This is a genomic window from Pseudomonas sp. UBA2684, assembly GCA_002354655.1.
GTDB lineage: Bacteria > Pseudomonadota > Gammaproteobacteria > Pseudomonadales > Pseudomonadaceae > Aquipseudomonas.
In genome coordinates this window covers 75,958-93,065 of the sequence record DELY01000050.1, presented here as the reverse complement: position 1 = coordinate 93,065, position 17,108 = coordinate 75,958, and the positions used below count along the sequence as shown (strand labels likewise).

The 17,108-nt window shown below is 65.2% G+C and carries 17 protein-coding genes; 9 read left to right on the top strand and 8 right to left on the bottom strand.

Annotated features, from left to right (window positions below; all coding sequences use genetic code 11):
* Positions 1 to 28: 28 nt before the first annotated feature.
* Positions 29 to 373, bottom strand: coding sequence for a zinc ribbon domain-containing protein YjdM (locus B3M58_RS18100; protein ID WP_296221209.1), 345 nt, complete (start codon positions 371 to 373; stop codon positions 29 to 31).
* Between the two features lie 67 nt (positions 374 to 440).
* Here B3M58_RS18100 and B3M58_RS18095 point away from each other — a divergent pair, with 67 nt between their 5' ends.
* A complete protein-coding gene (locus B3M58_RS18095) occupies positions 441 to 587 on the top strand; it encodes a hypothetical protein (protein ID WP_296221208.1) in 147 nt (48 codons plus the stop codon).
* A gap of 60 nt (positions 588 to 647) precedes the next feature.
* Here B3M58_RS18095 and B3M58_RS18090 read toward each other — a convergent pair whose 3' ends face one another.
* The 4 genes from B3M58_RS18090 to B3M58_RS18075 all read right to left on the bottom strand — a co-directional run bounded on the left by B3M58_RS18090 (position 648) and on the right by B3M58_RS18075 (position 3,508).
* Positions 648 to 971, bottom strand: coding sequence for a hypothetical protein (locus B3M58_RS18090; protein WP_296221207.1), 324 nt, complete (start codon positions 969 to 971; stop codon positions 648 to 650).
* 148 nt (positions 972 to 1,119) lie between these two features.
* Positions 1,120 to 1,617: an LEA type 2 family protein gene (locus B3M58_RS18085; protein ID WP_296221204.1), complete on the bottom strand. Its 498-nt coding sequence runs from the start codon at positions 1,615 to 1,617 to the stop codon at positions 1,120 to 1,122.
* A 101-nt stretch (positions 1,618 to 1,718) separates the two neighbouring features.
* Positions 1,719 to 2,558, bottom strand: a complete 840-nt coding sequence (locus B3M58_RS18080; RefSeq protein WP_296221203.1) for a DMT family transporter — start codon at positions 2,556 to 2,558, stop codon at positions 1,719 to 1,721.
* 155 nt (positions 2,559 to 2,713) lie between these two features.
* Positions 2,714 to 3,508 carry an outer membrane protein OmpK gene (locus B3M58_RS18075; RefSeq protein WP_296221200.1) on the bottom strand — a complete coding sequence of 265 codons (795 nt, stop codon included), beginning with the start codon at positions 3,506 to 3,508 and terminating at the stop codon, positions 2,714 to 2,716.
* 673 nt (positions 3,509 to 4,181) lie between these two features.
* Between B3M58_RS18075 and B3M58_RS18070 the strand changes: the two genes are divergently transcribed.
* The 4 genes from B3M58_RS18070 (at position 4,182) to argE (ending at position 8,206) form a co-directional block, all read left to right on the top strand.
* Positions 4,182 to 5,501: a flavin-containing monooxygenase gene (locus tag B3M58_RS18070; protein WP_296221198.1), complete on the top strand. Its 1,320-nt coding sequence runs from the start codon at positions 4,182 to 4,184 to the stop codon at positions 5,499 to 5,501.
* A 72-nt stretch (positions 5,502 to 5,573) separates the two neighbouring features.
* A complete protein-coding gene (locus tag B3M58_RS18065; protein WP_296221197.1) occupies positions 5,574 to 6,005 on the top strand; it encodes a RidA family protein in 432 nt (143 codons plus the stop codon).
* A gap of 127 nt (positions 6,006 to 6,132) precedes the next feature.
* Positions 6,133 to 6,807 carry a DUF1028 domain-containing protein gene (locus B3M58_RS18060; protein ID WP_296221196.1) on the top strand — a complete coding sequence of 225 codons (675 nt, stop codon included), beginning with the start codon at positions 6,133 to 6,135 and terminating at the stop codon, positions 6,805 to 6,807.
* 241 nt (positions 6,808 to 7,048) lie between these two features.
* Positions 7,049 to 8,206, top strand: coding sequence for an acetylornithine deacetylase (gene argE, locus B3M58_RS18055; protein ID WP_296221195.1), 1,158 nt, complete (start codon positions 7,049 to 7,051; stop codon positions 8,204 to 8,206).
* Between the two features lie 152 nt (positions 8,207 to 8,358).
* On the opposite strand, the gene B3M58_RS18050 is transcribed toward argE, so the two are convergent.
* Positions 8,359 to 9,477 carry a P1 family peptidase gene (locus B3M58_RS18050; protein ID WP_296221193.1) on the bottom strand — a complete coding sequence of 373 codons (1,119 nt, stop codon included), beginning with the start codon at positions 9,475 to 9,477 and terminating at the stop codon, positions 8,359 to 8,361.
* Positions 9,478 to 9,522: 45 nt separating this feature from the next.
* The gene (locus B3M58_RS18045; RefSeq protein WP_296221191.1) at positions 9,523 to 10,641 is read right to left on the bottom strand and encodes a polyamine ABC transporter substrate-binding protein; all 1,119 of its coding nucleotides are present in this window, start codon (positions 10,639 to 10,641) and stop codon (positions 9,523 to 9,525) included.
* Between the two features lie 110 nt (positions 10,642 to 10,751).
* Between B3M58_RS18045 and B3M58_RS18040 the strand changes: the two genes are divergently transcribed.
* A complete protein-coding gene (locus tag B3M58_RS18040; protein ID WP_296221190.1) occupies positions 10,752 to 11,525 on the top strand; it encodes a LuxR C-terminal-related transcriptional regulator in 774 nt (257 codons plus the stop codon).
* A gap of 6 nt (positions 11,526 to 11,531) precedes the next feature.
* Here the strand turns inward: B3M58_RS18040 and B3M58_RS18035 are convergent, their stop codons facing one another.
* Positions 11,532 to 12,455, bottom strand: a complete 924-nt coding sequence (locus tag B3M58_RS18035) for a LysR family transcriptional regulator (protein WP_296221189.1) — start codon at positions 12,453 to 12,455, stop codon at positions 11,532 to 11,534.
* Between the two features lie 250 nt (positions 12,456 to 12,705).
* Here B3M58_RS18035 and B3M58_RS18030 point away from each other — a divergent pair, with 250 nt between their 5' ends.
* From B3M58_RS18030 to B3M58_RS18020, 3 genes are read left to right on the top strand one after another with little or no spacing between them, the layout of a single operon-like run.
* Entirely contained in the window at positions 12,706 to 14,196 is a 1,491-nt protein-coding gene (locus B3M58_RS18030) for an aldehyde dehydrogenase (protein ID WP_296221188.1), read from the top strand.
* 38 nt (positions 14,197 to 14,234) lie between these two features.
* A complete protein-coding gene (locus B3M58_RS18025) occupies positions 14,235 to 15,653 on the top strand; it encodes an APC family permease (protein WP_296221186.1) in 1,419 nt (472 codons plus the stop codon).
* A gap of 54 nt (positions 15,654 to 15,707) precedes the next feature.
* Positions 15,708 to 17,090, top strand: a complete 1,383-nt coding sequence (locus B3M58_RS18020; protein ID WP_296221184.1) for an aspartate aminotransferase family protein — start codon at positions 15,708 to 15,710, stop codon at positions 17,088 to 17,090.
* The last annotated feature ends 18 nt before the right edge of the window (positions 17,091 to 17,108 follow it).

Genomic DNA, 17,108 nt, shown 5'->3' with positions numbered 1-17,108 from the left:
TATCGCTGTGCGCAAGCGCAGCGGGCGATCAGACCTTGCGCACGAACTCGGATTTCAGCTTCATCGCGCCGATGCCGTCGATCTTGCAGTCGATGTCATGGTCGCCGTCGACCAGGCGGATGCCTTTGACCTTGGTGCCGACCTTGACCACCAGCGACGAACCTTTGACCTTGAGGTCTTTGATCACGGTGATGGTGTCGCCGTCCTGCAGGACGTTACCGACTGAATCCTTGATGACCTTGTCGCCTTCGCCAGTGGCTTCGGCATTGTCGGTGGCGGACCATTCGTGGGCGCACTCCGGGCAGACCAGCTGGGCGCCGTCTTCGTAGGTGTATTCGGAGTGGCAGTTAGGGCAGGGCGGCAGGGTGCTCACGGCGGGCTCTCTGGTTCAGGCAGGTTAAAGGCCGCAAATTGTATAGGGTTTTACCGGCTTTTGGCGTGTGCGCGGGCTGGTCGCTGTTGCGTGGGTGATTCTCAAACGCCTGCGTTTGGCCAACGAGGGGTCGGCCAAGGAAAATATCGCAGCCCTGCTCAAGCGCTTGAGTGCAGTGAACATCGAGGCCAGCCAGGTATCGCTGAGCCAGTAAGCGCGGCAATCTTGCCCACGCAAAGCCCCGGTCTGCTATCGGGGCTTTTGTGTTTCAGGGCTACCAGCGTGGGGCTGCGTAATAGCCGCGGTGGTGGCGGTGATGCTTGTGGTGGCGAGGTTGGTACTGGTAGTACGGGTGTCGTTGGTACACCGGGTAGGGATGGTAGTAGATCGGGTAGGGTTCGTAGTACACGACAGGCGGCGGTAAGCCAATCTCGACATACACCGGGTAGCGACTGTTGCTGGCGATGACGCCGCCGATCAAGGCCCCGACTACAACCCCCGCGATGGCGGCTTCGCGGTGCGAGCCATGCGCCGCGGCCTGTCCTGCCAGCGTCAAGCTGGCCACGAGCACGGCGAGTAAAGGAATCCGGCCATGCATGATTGGGCCTCCTTCAGATCACCGGCAGATGCCGGGTAAACATATCGACCGCCACGCAGGCGGGAAGTCGCATGCGCGCGTACATCCGGCAGGTTTTTCGGACGCAAGGTGGCGGCCGTGAGGGCCTATGGCGAGCGGCGGTGGGGACTCAATACGCGGTGGTCGGTTCGGGCCAGTTCAGCGTGCCCGCGTCGGTAAAGCGCGTGGTGCCGAACAGGCCGCCGGCGAGTTTGCCGCGCAGGGTGTAAGGCAGGTCTTGCCCGGCTTTATAGCCGGATGCGCCCCAGGCCTGGCGCAGTGCGGAGTAGGCGGAAATGCTCATCGGCACGCTGATCACCGCCTCGCCGAAACGCGGCACCTGGCCGCTCTGGTCGCTGACGCCGCTGGCCAGCGGCTGATCGTTGATCTCCAGTTGCAGGGCAATGCCGTTGTAGGTGATGGCGTTTTCGTTGGGGTTCTGCACCCGCAGTTTCACCGCGAAGCGCACTTCCAGGCCTTCGCCGGGCAGCGGGTCGAGGCCGACCAGGTCGATATGCAACGGATCGCGCGCGCCCAAGGTGCTGCACGCGGCCAGACTGGCAAGCAGCAGGCCGGCGAACAGGGCGCGCAGCATGGGGGCAGCGGGACGGCGTGGATGGCTGGACATGAGCGGGGCTTCCGATTGTCGAGAGGGCACACTAGCAGACAGCATTGCTGCGGGTATTGCTCCGTTCGCCCGTTCGCCCGTTCGCCCGTTCGCCCGCGCGGCTAGCCGCGTTGCTTGGCGCCGAGTACCAGGGCGATGCCGCCGAGCACCGCCGCGCTGCTGATCAGCAGGCGCAGGCTCAGGGCTTCGCCGAGCAGCAGGCTGCCGGCCAGGGCGGTGATGATCGGCACGCTGAGTTGCACGGTGGCGGCCTGGAAGGCTTTCAAGCCGCGCAGGGCGGTGTACCAGATGGCGTAGCCGATGCCCGAGGTGAGCGCGCCGGAGAGCAGGGCGTAGAGCAACCCCGGCAGATCCCAACTGACGCGACTGAGCAACAGTGCGCTGACGATCAGCGCCAGCGGAATCGCGCGCAGGAAGTTGCCGGCGGTGGCCGCCAGCGGGTCGGCCACCCCGCGGCCGAGTAGCGAGTAGGCGCCCCAGGCCGCACCGGCCAGCAGCATTAACAGCGCCCCACCCAAGGCCGGCGCGTTGGCCCCGGGCAGCAGCAACAGCAGCAAGCCGCCGAAGGCCAACAGCAGGCCGGCGCCGGTCAGCGGGCTAAGGCGCTCGCCCTTATAGAAGCCCCACAGCAGCATGCTGATCTGCACCGCGCCGAACAGCAGCAGGGCTCCGGCGCCGGCATCCAGGCTGATATAGGCGAAGGAGAAGGCCGCCGCGTAGGCGAACAGCGCCAGTGCGCCGGCCCAACTGCCGGCAAGCGCAGCGTGGCCGGGACGCAGGCGCAACAGCAGCCACAAGGTCAGCGCGCCGGAGAGGATGCGCAGGCTGGTAAAGCTGGCGGCGTCGATTTCGGTGTGTTTCAGGGCCAGGCGGCAGAGCAGCGAGTTACCGGCGAAGGCGAGCATGGCCAGGGCGGTCAGCAGCAGGGTGCGGGTGGTCATCGGCCATCCTTGTGCGAGGTCTGGCTGGGCAGTCAGGTCGGGCTATCTAAACACAGCGCGGGTGTGGCGGGGATTGGCGGAAAGTTGCACAAAGGCGGGTCTTGGGTAGCAAGCGCCTCGGCCGAGGATGCAACTGGACCGAGGCGCTGGGGGTATCAGAAGTGCGCTTTCACCAGCAGGCTGGCGGTGTTCTGATCGGTGCCGCCGAGGATTTCGTCACCCAGGAAGCTGTCGTCGTCGATGCCGTACTTGTCGCTCCAGTAGTCGTATTCGATGCCGACGTAGAGCTGCTTGTCGCCCCAGCTCAGGGCTTTGCCGAGGTCGTATTTGATCTGCGGGTTGAAGTGCAGGTTGGCGTGGTAGCTGTCGTCGTTGTCGACCACCCAGTCCATGAACCCGTCGATAACGATGTCGGATTTGCCCACCGGGATGGTGTAGCTCCACACCGGGGTGATCTGCCAGACGTTGTCGCCGTCGCGCTTGCCGTCGGTCTGGCGGTTGTAGAAGTTCAGCGAGAAATAGTCGAAGCCGGGGATCGCCAGGTCGAAGCCTGGGCCGATCAGGTACGACTCGACGTCGTCTTCGCCAAACTCGTAGGTCATGGCCAGCAGCACGTCTTTGATCGGGCCGATTTCCAGTTTGCTGCCGAACAGCTTGCCGAAGCTCAGGCGCGGAGAGAATTCGCCGTAGAAGGTGTGGCCGTCACCGGCGCCATTGGTGGCGTCGGTGTTGTACTTGATGGTGTCGACGAAGAAGAACAGGTCGCCGATGTTCCAGCCGCTGGCGTGCTCGAAGGTCACGGTTTGCTGGATTTCCGGGTCGATCTTGAAGTCCTGGCCATACAGGTAGGTCAGGCTGTTGTTCTGCCAGTGCATCAGCTCGCCGGCAACGGCCTGGCCGCCCGCCAGAAGCCCGCCGGCCAGGATCAAGGAAGAAAGGGTACGGTTCATCGGGATGGTGCTCCTGGTGTGCAGAATTATCGTTTTAAACCTGTCTAGTTGGTCAGGCTGCTGGGGCTAGAGCAAAAACGAAGCCAAGTCGTGATTGGTGACGTAGCGGGCTGGCTTTATACCGGGAAATAGGGACTTTTAACCGATTTATTGCCGCCTAATCGGGTCATGTCCCGACGCCGCGTCATGCACTTTTTCTGACCAAAAAGACAACTTCGCCTCAACTTAGGGCGTTAGCGGTGAATTCATCGGGCGGCGATCCGTCGGGCGGCGATCCGCCGGGTGGCGATCCACCGGGCGGCGATCCACCGGGCGGCGATCCGCAAAAAGGCGCTCTGCCAATTAGCGGCACACGCTTGTGCAAACGGCCTTGACCGCGAGTTGTTCCGGCAACGTGCCCAGAGCGCCCACCGAGCGCGCGGCCAAGGCCTAGCCCGCCAGCGCCCGGCGCCTAAATGCTGCTGCCTGCACGCGATAGGTCCGTAGGGTGAACATGGCGCAGCCTTGTCCACCGGGCCCTGCGACGTGGCGCGCGTGGGGGCACGCTTTTACCTTGCCAGCGACTACAAAAATCATAATTTCGCGAATCCCTGGCTCCGAACAGAATGCGGCCAACACCCACAGATAGCCGCAGCAGTAGCACAACCATGTTCGGAGTCAGAGGAGGCAAGCCATGACCGACCTGAATCAAACCGCCTTTCAGCAACCCACAGGCGTGACAGTTGAAAAGATCGAAATCGATACGCTGGTGGTCGGTGCCGGCCAAGCCGGTGTGGCCATCAGCGAGCACCTGAGCAAGCTCGGCGTGCCGCATCTGGTGCTGGAGCGCAACCGCATCGCCGAAGCCTGGCGCACTGGGCGCTGGGACTCGCTGGTGGCCAATGGCCCGGCCTGGCACGACCGCTTCCCGGGCCTGGAATTCGACGATCTCGACGCCGACGCCTTTGCCCCCAAAGAGCGGGTGGCGGCCTATTTCGAAGCCTATGCGCAGAAGTTCGAGGCGCCGATCCGCACTGGCGTGGAGGTGAAGAAGGTGGTGCGCAATAGCGGCCGACCGGGCTTCACCATTGAAACCTCCGCGGGCGTGATCGAGGCCAACCGCGTGGTCTGCGCCACCGGGCCGTTCCAGCGTCCGGTGATCCCGCCGATCGCGCCCCAGGATGACCGGCTCACGCAGCTCCATTCCGCGCAGTACTACAACCCGCAGCAGCTGCCCGAGGGTGCGGTGCTGGTGGTGGGCGCTGGCTCGTCGGGGGTGCAGATCGCCGATGAGTTGCAACGTGCCGGGCGCCAGGTCTACCTCTCGGTCGGGCCGCATGATCGTCCGCCACGCGCTTACCGCACCCGTGATTTCTGCTGGTGGTTGGGCGTGCTTGGCGAGTGGGATGCGGAAGCCGCCCAGCCAGGCAAGGAGCACGTGACCATCGCCGTCAGCGGTGCCCGTGGTGGCCATACCGTGGATTTTCGTGGCCTGGCCCATCAGGGCATGACCCTGGTGGGTTTGACCAAAGCCTTCGACAACGGCGTGGTGACCTTCCAGCAGGACCTGGCCGAGAACCTGGCGCGCGGCGATGAGAACTACCTGGCGCTGCTGGATGCGGCGGATGCCTATATCGCCCGCAATGCCCTCGACCTGCCGGAGGAGCCGGAAGCCCGCGCCACTTACCCGGAGCCGGAGTGCGTGAGCAAGCCTCTGCTCGAACTGGATCTGGCCAAGGCGGGTATCGGCACGATTATCTGGGCCACCGGCTATGCCGTGGATTTCAGCTGGTTGCAGGTGGACGCCTTCGACGCCAAGGGCAAGCCGCAGCATCAGCGCGGCGTGTCCAGCGAGCCGGGCATCTACTTCCTCGGCCTGCCGTGGCTGTCGCGTCGAGGTTCAAGTTTCATCTGGGGTGTGTGGCACGACGCCAAACACGTCGCCGGGCATATCGCCACGCAGCGCACCTACCTGGCCTATCGCGATAGCGCCGCGCGGCAGACCGCTGACTGAGCCCCATACCCAGCTCGCTGACCGAGGCCCTGCGGGGCCTCCTCAACCACTCCGTTTACAGGAAGCCCGTCGATGCCTACTCATACCCGTATCCGCATGTTCAACACCAAGGAAACCTACCCCAACCAGTCGCTCGACAACGACCTCTGCCAGGCGGTACGCGCCGGCAATACGGTGTACGTGCGTGGCCAGGTCGGCAGCGATTTCGAGGGCCGTCTGGTCGGCCTCGGCGACCCGCGCGCGCAGGCCGAGCAGGCCATGAAGAACGTCAAGCAACTGCTCGAAGAAGCCGGCAGCGACCTGTCGCACATCGTCAAGACCACCACCTACCTGATCGACCCGCGCTACCGCGAGCCGGTCTACCAGGAAGTCGGCAAGTGGCTCAAAGGTGTGTTCCCGATTTCCACCGGCCTGGTGGTCAGCGCCCTCGGTCAGCCGCAGTGGTTGATGGAGATCGACGTGATCGCGGTGATACCGGACGACTGGCAACCACGTAACGCCTAAGAGCGCGCGTCTGCAGCCAGACCCGTAGGGTGGACGGCGCTTTTTCCGTCCACCGAATGGCCCATGGTGGATGGGTGAAACGTCAGCTACGCGCCCCGATCCACCCTACCGATCCCAAGGAGTACGCATGACCTTTTCCATCGTTGGCCGCTGCGCCGAAACCGGGCAGTTGGGCATCGCCATCAGCTCGTCGAGTATCGCTGTTGGCGCGCGTTGCCCGTGGCTGCGCGCCGGGGTCGGTGCGGTGGCCACGCAGAACATCACCCTGCCGGCGCTCGGCCCGCAGATCCTCGACCTGCTCGATGCCGGCGAGCTGCCGGCGGCGGCCCTGGACCGCGCGCTGAGCAGTAATGGCTGGAGCCAGTATCGCCAGGTCACGGTGCTCGATAGCCACGGCCGGACTGCGCTGTTCAGCGGCAGCGAAGCGCTGGGCGTGAACCACGCGCTGGCCGGCGAGCAGTGCGTCGCCGCCGGCAACCTGCTGACCGCTCGGGCGGTGATCGAGGCCATGGTCACGGCGTTCGAAAGTGCCGAAGGCTGCCTGGCCGAGCGTTTGCTGGCGGCCATGCACGCGGCCATGGCCGCCGGTGGCGAGGCCGGGCCGGTGCATTCGGCGGCGCTCAAGGTGGTCGGCGAGCTGGTCTGGCCGATCATCGACCTGCGCGTGGATTGGGCCGAGGACAACCCCATCGGCCAGCTCGAGGGTCTGTGGCAGGCCTACCGCCCGCAGATGCAGGATTACCTGACCCGCGCCCTCGACCCGACCGCCGCGCCCAGTTACGGCGTGCCCGGCGACGAGTGAGGCCGCAGGCCACGCCGCCCATTGCTTCGCTGACCCCTATCAGGCCGTTGAAAAACTACCTGCGTTGCCGATACGGCGTTAAAAACAGGCTCGGATGCGAGCCCAGTCGGAATGCTCATTTACAGCTCGTAAACTCGAGTGCGAGCCCAGTCCGCTTCCTCGCCTGTTTTTGCCTTGTCTCGGCGGCCTCGCCTACATTTTTCAACGGCCTGCTATTGCCCATCCCCAAGGAGCCCCAAGCATGCTCACCAGCCGCGATCTGCTGGCCGAACTGGTGGCCTTTCCCACCGTCAGCCGTGATTCCAATCTGGCGCTGATCGCCTTTATCCGCGCCTACCTGGCGGGGCTGGGGGTGGAGTGCGAGCTGTTCTACAACGCCGAACGGACCAAGGCCAACCTGTTCGCCAGTATCGGCCCGCGAGATCGCGGTGGCATTCTGCTGTCCGGGCATAGCGATGTGGTGCCGGTGGATGGCCAGGCCTGGACGGTCGAACCGTTCGCCCTGACCGAGCGCGACGGCAAGCTCTATGGCCGTGGCACCGCCGACATGAAGGGCTTTATCGCCTGCGTCTTGGCCGCCGTGCCGCGTTTTCTTGAAAGCCCGCTGCGCTTGCCGCTGCACCTGGCGTTTTCCTATGACGAAGAAGTCGGCTGCCTCGGTGTGCGGCCGATGCTCGCCGAGTTGGCGCGGCGCCCGCACCGGCCGCGGCTGTGCCTGATCGGCGAGCCCACCGAGCTCAAACCGGTGCTCGGGCACAAGGGCAAGCTGGCCATGCGCTGCCAGGTGCAGGGCGCGGCCTGCCATTCGGCCTACGCGCCGTCTGGGGTGAATGCCATCGAATACGCCGCGCAGCTGATCGGCAAACTCGGCGAGATCGGTCAGCGCCTGGCCGCGCCCGTGCATCGCGACGCGCGTTTCGATCCGCCGTATTCGACGGTGCAGACCGGCACCATCAAGGGCGGCCGGGCGCTGAATATCGTGCCGGCCGAGTGCGAGTTCGATTTCGAGGTGCGCGCCTTGCCGGGGTTCGATGCTCAGCAGGTGGCCGACGAGCTGGCGCGTTATGCCGAGCATGAGCTGCTGCCACGGATGCAGGTGGTGCAGGCCGACACGGTGATTCGCTGGCAGCCGCTCAGCGCCTACCCCGGCCTGGCCACCGCGGTGGACAGCGAGGCCGCGCAACTGCTGGCCTTGCTCAGTGGTTCAACGGATTTCGGCACGGTGGCGTTCGGCACCGAAGGCGGCCTGTTCGACCAGGCCGGCATTGCCACGGTGGTCTGCGGCCCCGGCAGCATGGAGCAGGGCCACAAGCCGGACGAATTTGTCAGTTGCGAGCAACTGGCCGGCTGCGACGCCCTGCTGGCGCGTCTGGCCGACTGGCTGCAACTGGATAACTGAGTCACCCTTTGCCCGCCCTGCGCGGCAGATGCGCAGGGCGGGCTTTTTTGCGGGTTATACGCAGCTTTTGTAGGGTGGGTTAGTGGCGCAGAGGCACGCGGGCAAAGGCGCTGCGGAGTGTGTGCGTCACCTAACCCACTCAACCCCGGCCTTTATTGAGCCCCTGGCCAGCCCGCTTGGCGCAGCGCGTCCAGCAGGGTGTCGCGGTCCAGTGCCTGCACCCGATGGCCATTGCCCTCGACGGTGTTGGCCGCCAGCAGCGCATTGATGATGGCTTCTTCCACGGCCTCCGAGGCGGCGAGGAACAGGTCGCCGATATGGTCGTTGTTGACCATGCGCAGGCCGTCGCAGGTGAAGGCGCCCTTGCGTTCGTAGGTGGTGGCTTGCAGCTGCGGATTGCCGGTGGAGAAGGCGACGAAGATGTCGCCGCTGCAATCCTCGTTGCCGCCGCCGGTGCGGGCGATACCGATGCTGGCGCGCTGGGCCAGGCGGGTGCACTGGTGCGGCAGCAACGGCGCGTCGGTGGCCAGGCAGACCACGATCGAGCCCATCCCCGGATGCGGCAGGTCGGCGCGCAGGAACGGCGACGTGGCCTTCTCCATATAGCGGCCCACCGGGTAGCCATCCACGCGCAATTCGCGGCGCGTGCCGTGGTTGGCCTGGACGATGGCGCCCACGGTCCAGCCGCCCTGCGCCGCGCTCAGGCGCCGCGAAGCGGTGCCGATGCCGCCCTTGTACTCGTGGCAGATCATGCCGCTGCCGCCACCGACCGCGCCCTCGGCCACCGGCCCGCCGACGGCGCGGTCCAGGGCTTCGGCGACATGCTCGGCGCGCACGTGAAAGCCGTTGATGTCGTTGAGCAGGCCGTCGAAGGTTTCCAGCACCACCGGCATGTTCCAGTACAGGCGGCCGTCGGCGGGCTGATCCTGGCGGTCCAGGGCAATCAGCGCATCGCGCACGGTGCCCACGCTGTGGGTATTGGTGAAGGCGATCGGGCTGGTCAGCAGGCCGGCCTCGCGAATCCATTCCAGGCCGCTGGCGTCGCCGTTGCCGTTGAGGATGTGCACGCCGGCGAAGCACGGCTGCTCGGTGGTGGAACCGGCGCGCGGTTCGATCAGGGTGACGCCGGTATGGATGTCGCGGCCGCCCGGTGTGCGCCCCCGGACATCGCTGTGGCCGACGCGCACACCGGGTACGTCGGTGATGGCGTTGAGGGGGCCGGGTTGCAGTTGGCCGAATTGGATATGCAGGTCGCGGGCACGCAGTTTCATGGTCGTTCTCATGGTTAGGGAGTGTTCAGGCAAAGTTCGGCTGGCTTACTGACCGCTCTTCACTTTGCTCCAGACGCGGGTGCGGATTCGCTCGATGTTTTTCGGCAGCGGCTGCAAGGCATACAACGTGTCCATGGCCTCGGCTGGTGGGTAGACGCTGGGGTTGTTGCGCGTCTCGGCGGCGATCAGCGGCGTGGCATCGCGGTTGCCGTTGGGGTAGTTGAGGTGTTCGGTGATCGGGGCGATGACCTGGGGCTGCAACAGGTAGTCGATAAAGCTCAGGCCCTCGACCGGGTGCGGGGCATCCTTGAGCAGTACCAGGGTGTCGAACCAGACCGGGGCGCCCTCGCGCGGCAGGCTGTACTCGACGGTTACCCCGTTGCCGGCCTGTTTGGCGTTGAGCTGGGCCTCCAGCATGGCGCCCGACCAGCCGAGGGCGATGCAGATATCACCGTTGGCCAGGTCGGTGATGAACTTCGAGGAGTTGAAGTAGGTGATGTACGGACGCAGTTCGAGCAGCAGCGCCTGGGCCTTGGCGTAGTCCTCGGGGTTGCTGCTGTTGGGCGGCAGACCGAGGTAGTGCAGGACAATCGGCAGCACTTCCGCCGGCGAGTCGAGTACCGCGACACCGCACTGGCTGAGCTTGGCCAGGTTGGCTTTGTCCAGCAGCAGATCCCAGGAGTCCAGCGGCGCCTCTGCGCCCAGCGCGGCGCGCACTTTGTCCGGGTTGTAGCCGATGCCGTTGGTGCCCCACAGGTAGGGCACGGCGTAGCGGTTGCCCGGATCGTTGCTGGCCAGCTTCTCCAGCAAGGTCGGGTCGAGGTGCTTGCTGCCGGACAACTGCGCGAGGTCCAGCGGTTGCAGTACGCCGGCCTTGATCAGCGTCGGCAGGCTGTAATTGCTGGCCACCACCACGTCGTAGCCGCTACCGCCGGTCAGCAGTTTGCCCTCCAGCACCTCGGCGCTATCGAAGGTGTCATACACCAGCTTGACCCCGGTGGCGCGCTTGAAGTCGGCCAGGGTGGTGGGGCCGATATAGTCGTACCAGTTGTACACATGCACGCTGGGGCCATCGCTGGCGGCGACTGCGGCGACTGCGGCAGACAAGCAGACCGCAAGGCAGGCGCCCAGGCCGATGTTGAGATACGAGCGGTGACGACGCATGATGCGGCACTCCTGGCCTGCTACAGGCCCGTTGATTCAGGAGGCCTCAGGCTAGTGCCGTGCTCGGGGCAGACCAATTCCCACCATGGGTTACACGAAAGGGGTAGAGAGTGGACGCCTTGCTCAAAGAGTTGCCGATGCACCAAGGCCTGGCGCGGGTATTCGGCAGCCTGGGCCAGGACGGTTTCTGGCGCGGCCTGGTGGACACCCTGCGCCTGCTGGTGCCGCTGGACAATGCCCTGGTGGCGCTGATGCAGCCGGGGCGGGTGCCCCGCCTGCTGGCCGATTTCGAGTTCCGCGCCGCCGTTGGCGAGAGCGAGGACCTGGCCGACTACTGCGCCGGCATGTACCTGCTCGATCCGTTCTACCAGGCCGCTTGCGCCGGCATCGCCGATGGCCTGCACAGCCTGGAAGCGGTGGCGCCCGATCAGTTTCAGCAGAGCGAGTACTACCTGAGTTATTTCCGCTCGGCGGTCGGCAGTGGCGAGTTGCAGTTCCTGATCAACCATGAGGGCGCGGTATTGGGCCTGTCCCTAGGCCGACAGGCGTCCTTCAGCCACGCAGAGTTCGGCCGCTTGCTCTGCGTGCGCGACTGGGTGCTGGCGGCGATGCGTCGCCATCTGCAACTGAGTGCGCTCGACGTGCCCACCAGCCAGCCGGCGGCCGGCGACTTTACGGCGATGCTGGCGGGCTTGGGTGCACGCCTGTCCGAGCGCGAAAGTGAAACCGCGCGGTTGATCCTGCAGGGCTTCTCCAGCAAGGCGATTGCCCAGCGCATGGGCATTTCGCCGGAAACGGTGAAGGTGCACCGGCGCAATCTCTATCACAAGCTCGATGTCAGCGGTCACGCCGAGCTGTTCGCCCGGGTGCTGCAAACCCACTGAGTGCGCTCAAGGCGTGGTGGCCGTTGCCTTGGCCGCCAGTTGCACCTTGCAGTAGTCGACGAACAGCTGCGCCGGCTTGGTCAGTTGCGCGCGCTTCAGCCGCGCCGAGACCAGGCCCGAGGTGGCCACTGCTTCGGCAATCTCCACCATCACCACCTTTTTGCCGTCGTAGGTGCATTCCGAGTGCGGGCGGGTGACCAGCAGAGAAAAGCCGAAACCTTGGCCGACCATGCCGCGCACCATCTCGATGGACGGCGAGCTGAAGACGATATGCGGGCTCAGGCCCAGTTCGCTGAAGACGCTGACGAAATAGGTACGGCTGGGCAGCACGTCGAGCAGGATCATCGGCTCCAGGCACAGGTCGCGCAGCGATACCTGGGCCTGGGCGGCGAAGCGGTGGCCGTCGGGCAGTAGCGCGTAGGGTTTTTGCGGCGGCATCAGCGGTTCGGTGGCGATGGTGTTGTCGAGGTCGTGATCGTAGAGAAAGGCCAGGTCGAAGGTGCCGGCGGTGAGGCCCTGCACCAGCTCCTGCTGGTCGCCGTCGCGGATGCGGATATCCACCCCCGGATACTGCTCGCGGAAGCCGGCGATCAGTTGCGGCAGGTACAGCGGCGCCACCGTTTCGAAGCAGCCGATATCGATCTGCCCGGCGACGATGTCGTTATCGGCCAGGGCGTTCTGCTCGAATTCGTGGGCCATGCGCAGCAACTCCTGCGCCTTGCGGTAGAAGCGTGCGCCGCTGGGCGTGAGCGACACGCCCTGGGCGTGGTGGCGGATGAACAGTTGCACGCCGAAGCTTTCTTCCAGGCCCTTGATCGCGGTGGAGATCGACGGCTGCGCGATGTACAGCTTGCGCGATGCCTCGGCCACGCTGCCGGCTTCCACGGTGGTCACGAAATACTTGAGTTGGCGCAAGGTGTAAGCGGCCATGGAGTACCTCCGTTGGGGCCTGAACAGCCGTTGGTCATGTAAGGGCGCCTGCGCGCTGTTCGCTACGCGGCTGCGGCCCTACGCCGTACTTCGAGGCTCAACATACCCCAGCAAGCGTGCAGTGGCTGCCCAGTTTTTTCATGGGTTACGAGCATATATTTACTAATTTTCCTCGGCGAAACGATGTCGCACCATCTCCCTCACTCCAATAACAGGCAGACCGCTGCGGCGGTCGGTGAGGGTAGGCAAGGTGTTCGATCTCAGCTACTGGCAGCAGCGGGCTGCCCGCCAAGGGTTCATTGACAAGGCGCTGATCGGCGGCCGGCAAATCGCCGCCGAATCCGGCATGACCTTCGACGCGATCAACCCGGCGACCAACCAGCTGTTGGCCTCGGTCGCCGCCTGCGGCGCGGCCGAAGTCGAGCTGGCGGTGCGCAGCGCCCGTCGCGCCTTCGAGCATGGGCCGTGGGCGCGCATGGCGCCGGGCGAGCGCAAGAAGATATTGCTGCGCCTGGCCGAGCTGATGCTGCAACACCGCGAAGAGCTGGCGCTGCTCGATTCGCTGAACATGGGCAAGCCGGTGATGGATGCCTACAACATCGACGTGCCCGGCGCCGCCCATGTGTTCAGCTGGTACGCCGAGAGCCTGGACAAGCTTTACGACCAGGTCGCGCCCACCGCGCAGAACGCCCTGGCTACCATCACCCGGGTGCCGCTCGGGGTCATCGCCGCGGTGGTGCCGTGGAATTTCCCGCTGGACATGGCCGCCTGGAAACTCGCCCCGGCGCTGGCCGCAGGCAACAGCGTGGTGCTCAAGCCAGCCGAGCAGTCGCCGTTCTCGGCGTTGCGCCTGGCCGAGCTTGCGCTGGAGGCTGGTCTGCCGGAAGGCGTGCTGAACGTGCTGCCGGGCCTCGGCGAAAGCGCCGGCAAGGCCCTCGGCCTGCACCCGGATGTCGACTGCCTGGTGTTCACCGGCTCGACCCAGGTGGGCAAATACTTCATGCAGTATTCGGCGCAATCCAACCTCAAGCAGGTCTGGCTGGAGTGCGGCGGCAAGAGCCCTAGCCTGGTGTTCGACGACTGCCAGGACCTCGACCTGGCGGCGGAAAAATCCGCCTTCGCGATTTTCTTCAACCAGGGCGAAGTCTGCTCGGCCAACTCGCGCCTGCTGGTGCAGCGCTCGATTCACGACGAGTTCGTCGAGCGTCTGATCGCCAAGGCGCAGCAGTGGCAGCCGGGCGATCCGCTCGATCCGGCCAGCCGTGCCGGTGCCCTGGTCGACGCCCGGCAGACCGCCAGCGTGATGGATTTCATTGCCGGCGCGCAGCGCGACGGCGCCCAGCTGGTCAGCGGCGGCGAGCGGCTGAGCTTCAACGGCTCAAGCAACTTCGTGCAGCCCACCCTGTTCACCGGGGTGCGCGCCGACATGCGCCTGGCCCGCGAGGAAGTATTCGGCCCGGTGCTGGCGATCGGCGCCTTCGACAACGAGGACGAAGCCGTGCATCTGGCTAACGACAGCATCTACGGCCTGGCTGCGTCGCTGTGGAGCGACGACCTCAACCGTGCCCATCGCGTGGCCCGCCGGCTGAATGCCGGCACCGTGTCGGTGAATACGGTGGACGCCCTCGACGTGAGCGTGCCGTTCGGCGGCGGCAAGCAGTCGGGCTTTGGCCGCGACCTGTCGCTGCATTCCCTGGACAAGTACACCCAACTGAAAACCACCTGGTTTCAGTTGCGCTAGTGAGTGTGTTCCCCACAACAACAATAGAGGGCAAGACAATGACTCAAGGTGCAAGCGTACCGCTGCAAACCGCAACGACCGAGGCCCGGTCAGGCCGGTTGCGCAAAGTACTCGGCCTCGGTTCCCTGCTGGCCGTGGCCATCGGCCTGGTGGTTTCGCAAGGCGTGATGGTGTTGATGCTGCAAGGCGCGGGCATCGCCGGGCTGGGCTTTATCGTGCCGTTGGGCCTGGCATACCTGTTGGCGCTCAGTTACGCCTTTTCCTTCGCCGAACTGTCGCTGATGATTCCCCGCGCCGGCAGTTTGAGCAGCTACACGGAAGTCGCCATCGGCCAGTTTCCGGCGATCCTGGCAACCTTCTCCGGCTATATCGTGGTGGCGATGTTCGCCCTCTCGGCCGAGCTGTTGTTGCTCGACATGATCATCGAGAAGGTCTACCCACACGCCTTGCCGTCGATGACCGTGGCCTTCGGCGTGCTCGGCCTGTTTACCGTGCTCAACCTGTGCAACATCGACATCTTCGCCCGCCTGCAATCGCTGCTGGCGGTGGTGATGGTGGTGGTGCTGCTGTTGATCGGTCTGAACGCCGTGGCCAGCGACAGCGCCGTGCCGCTGGCCAGCCTCGCGCAAGAGGGCTGGAACCCGCTGGGCATGGGGGTGCTGGCGCTGACCGCGTTGGCCATCTGGGGCTTTGTCGGCGCCGAGTTCGTCTGCCCGCTGGTGGAGGAATCGCGCAAACCGGAACGCGATATTCCGCGCTCGATGATCATCGGCCTGAGTGTGATCTTCGGCACCATCGCCCTGTATTGCCTGGGCGCCTTGCTGGTGGTGCCGCAAGCGGAGCTGGCCAGTAACGGCCTACCGCATTACTTGTTCGCCACCGCGGTATTCGGCGAAACCGGGCAGTTGCTGCTGGTCACTGCCGCCGTGACGGCCACGTGCAGCACGCTCAATACCTCGCTGGCGGCGATCCCGCGGATGCTGCGCGGCATGGCGCAACGCGGTCAGGCGTTTCCCTGCTTCAAGCGCCTGAGCGCGCGCACCGGCTCGCCCTGGGTCGCGGTGCTGTTCGTCGCCGCGATCACCGGCTTGCCGATCGTGCTGATGGGCCAGGATTCGATCAATCTGATGCTGATCGCCGCCGCGCTGGCCTGGCTGCTGGCCTACATCATCACCCACGTCGATGTGATCGTTCTGCGCAAGCGCTACCCGCACCTGGCGCGGCCCTACCGCACGCCGTTTTACCCGCTGCCGCAGCTGTTCGGTATCGGCGGAATGTTGTATGCCGTGTGGCATGCCTCGCCGTCGCCGGAACTGACCGTGCAGATTTTTACCAGCGCCGGTGTGGTGCTGGGGCTGGTCTCGCTGATCGCCGTGCTGTGGATCAAGTTGGTGATGCGCAAACCCCTGTTCACGCCGGAGCCGATCGAGCGCGCGTTGAACCCGGATCAAGTCTGAAGACCGTTCGCGGTCGTAGCGTCGATGCCCGTAAAGGGCGAGAGGAGAGTCGTAATGAATGCCCAAATCAAGGCCAAGCGTGAAACCCGTGACTACCAAGCCTTGGATGCCGCCCACCACATCCATGCCTTCCTCGACCAGAAGGCGCTGAACGCCGAAGGCCCACGGGTGATGGTCAAAGGCCAGGGGCTGTACCTCTGGGATAACGACGGCAACCGTTACCTGGATGGCATGTCCGGCCTGTGGTGCACCAACCTGGGCTATGGCCGCCAGGACCTGACCGCCGCCGCCACGCGGCAGCTGGAACAGTTGCCGTACTACAACATGTTCTTCCACACCACCCACCCGGCGGTGGTGGAGTTGTCCGAGCTGCTGTTCAGCCTGTTGCCCGGCCACTACAGCCACGCGATCTACACCAACTCCGGCTCGGAAGCCAACGAGGTGCTGATCCGCACGGTACGCCGTTACTGGCAGATTCTCGGCCAGCCGCAGAAGAAGATCATGATCGGCCGCTGGAACGGCTACCACGGCTCGACCCTGGCCAGCACCGCGCTGGGCGGCATGAAGTTCATGCACGAGATGGGCGGCATGCTGCCGGACATTGCGCACATCGATGAGCCCTACTGGTACGCCCACGGCGGCGAACTGACCCCGGCCGAATTCGGTCGCCGCTGCGCCCTGCAACTGGAGGAGAAAATCCTCGAACTGGGCGCCGAGAACGTCGCCGGCTTTATCGCCGAGCCGTTCCAGGGCGCCGGCGGGATGATCTTCCCGCCGGAAAGCTACTGGCCGGAAATCCAGCGCATCTGCCGCCAGTACGACGTGCTGCTGTGCGCCGATGAAGTGATCGGTGGCTTCGGTCGCACCGGCGAGTGGTTCGCCCACCAGCACTTCGGCTTCCAGCCCGATACCCTGTCGATCGCCAAGGGCCTGACCTCCGGTTACATCCCTATGGGCGGCCTGGTGCTGTCCAAGCGCATCGCCGAGGTGCTGGTGGAGCAGGGCGGGGTGTTCGCCCACGGCCTGACCTACTCCGGCCACCCGGTTGCCGCTGCGGTGGCGCTGGCCAATATCAAGGCGCTGCGCGACGAAGGGGTGGTCACCCAGGTGAAGAACGACACCGGTCCGTACTGGCAGCAATGCCTGCGCCAGGTATTCGCCGAGCACCCGCTGGTGGGAGACATCCAGGGCGCCGGGATGGTCGCCGCGTTGCAGTTCGCCGAGGACAAAACCAGCCGCAAACGCTTCGACAACGAAGGCGAGATCACCTGGCAGTGCCGCACCTACGGTTTCGAGGAAGGGGTGATCATCCGCTCGACCCAGGGCCGCATGATCATGGCCCCGGCGCTGGTCGCCAGCCGTGGCGAACTCGATGAGCTGATCGAGAAAACCAAACGCGCGGTGGACCGCACGGCGCAGGCGCTGGGCCTGCTCTAAGGGCCAACTGCCTGGCTT

Excerpts from the sequence above, each read along its gene's own strand:
- B3M58_RS18090 (WP_296221207.1), bottom strand. The coding sequence starts at position 971 with ATGCATGGCCGGATTCCTTTACTCGCCGTGCTCGTGGCCAGCTTGACG.
- B3M58_RS18085 (WP_296221204.1), bottom strand. The coding sequence starts at position 1,617 with ATGTCCAGCCATCCACGCCGTCCCGCTGCCCCCATGCTGCGCGCCCTG.
- B3M58_RS18080 (WP_296221203.1), bottom strand. The coding sequence starts at position 2,558 with ATGACCACCCGCACCCTGCTGCTGACCGCCCTGGCCATGCTCGCCTTC.
- B3M58_RS18075 (WP_296221200.1), bottom strand. The coding sequence starts at position 3,508 with ATGAACCGTACCCTTTCTTCCTTGATCCTGGCCGGCGGGCTTCTGGCG.
- B3M58_RS18070 (WP_296221198.1), top strand. The coding sequence starts at position 4,182 with ATGACCGACCTGAATCAAACCGCCTTTCAGCAACCCACAGGCGTGACA.
- B3M58_RS18065 (WP_296221197.1), top strand. The coding sequence starts at position 5,574 with ATGCCTACTCATACCCGTATCCGCATGTTCAACACCAAGGAAACCTAC.
- B3M58_RS18060 (WP_296221196.1), top strand. The coding sequence starts at position 6,133 with ATGACCTTTTCCATCGTTGGCCGCTGCGCCGAAACCGGGCAGTTGGGC.
- argE (WP_296221195.1), top strand. The coding sequence starts at position 7,049 with ATGCTCACCAGCCGCGATCTGCTGGCCGAACTGGTGGCCTTTCCCACC.
- B3M58_RS18050 (WP_296221193.1), bottom strand. The coding sequence starts at position 9,477 with ATGAAACTGCGTGCCCGCGACCTGCATATCCAATTCGGCCAACTGCAA.
- B3M58_RS18045 (WP_296221191.1), bottom strand. The coding sequence starts at position 10,641 with ATGCGTCGTCACCGCTCGTATCTCAACATCGGCCTGGGCGCCTGCCTT.
- B3M58_RS18035 (WP_296221189.1), bottom strand. The coding sequence starts at position 12,455 with ATGGCCGCTTACACCTTGCGCCAACTCAAGTATTTCGTGACCACCGTG.
- B3M58_RS18025 (WP_296221186.1), top strand. The coding sequence starts at position 14,235 with ATGACTCAAGGTGCAAGCGTACCGCTGCAAACCGCAACGACCGAGGCC.
- B3M58_RS18020 (WP_296221184.1), top strand. The coding sequence starts at position 15,708 with ATGAATGCCCAAATCAAGGCCAAGCGTGAAACCCGTGACTACCAAGCC.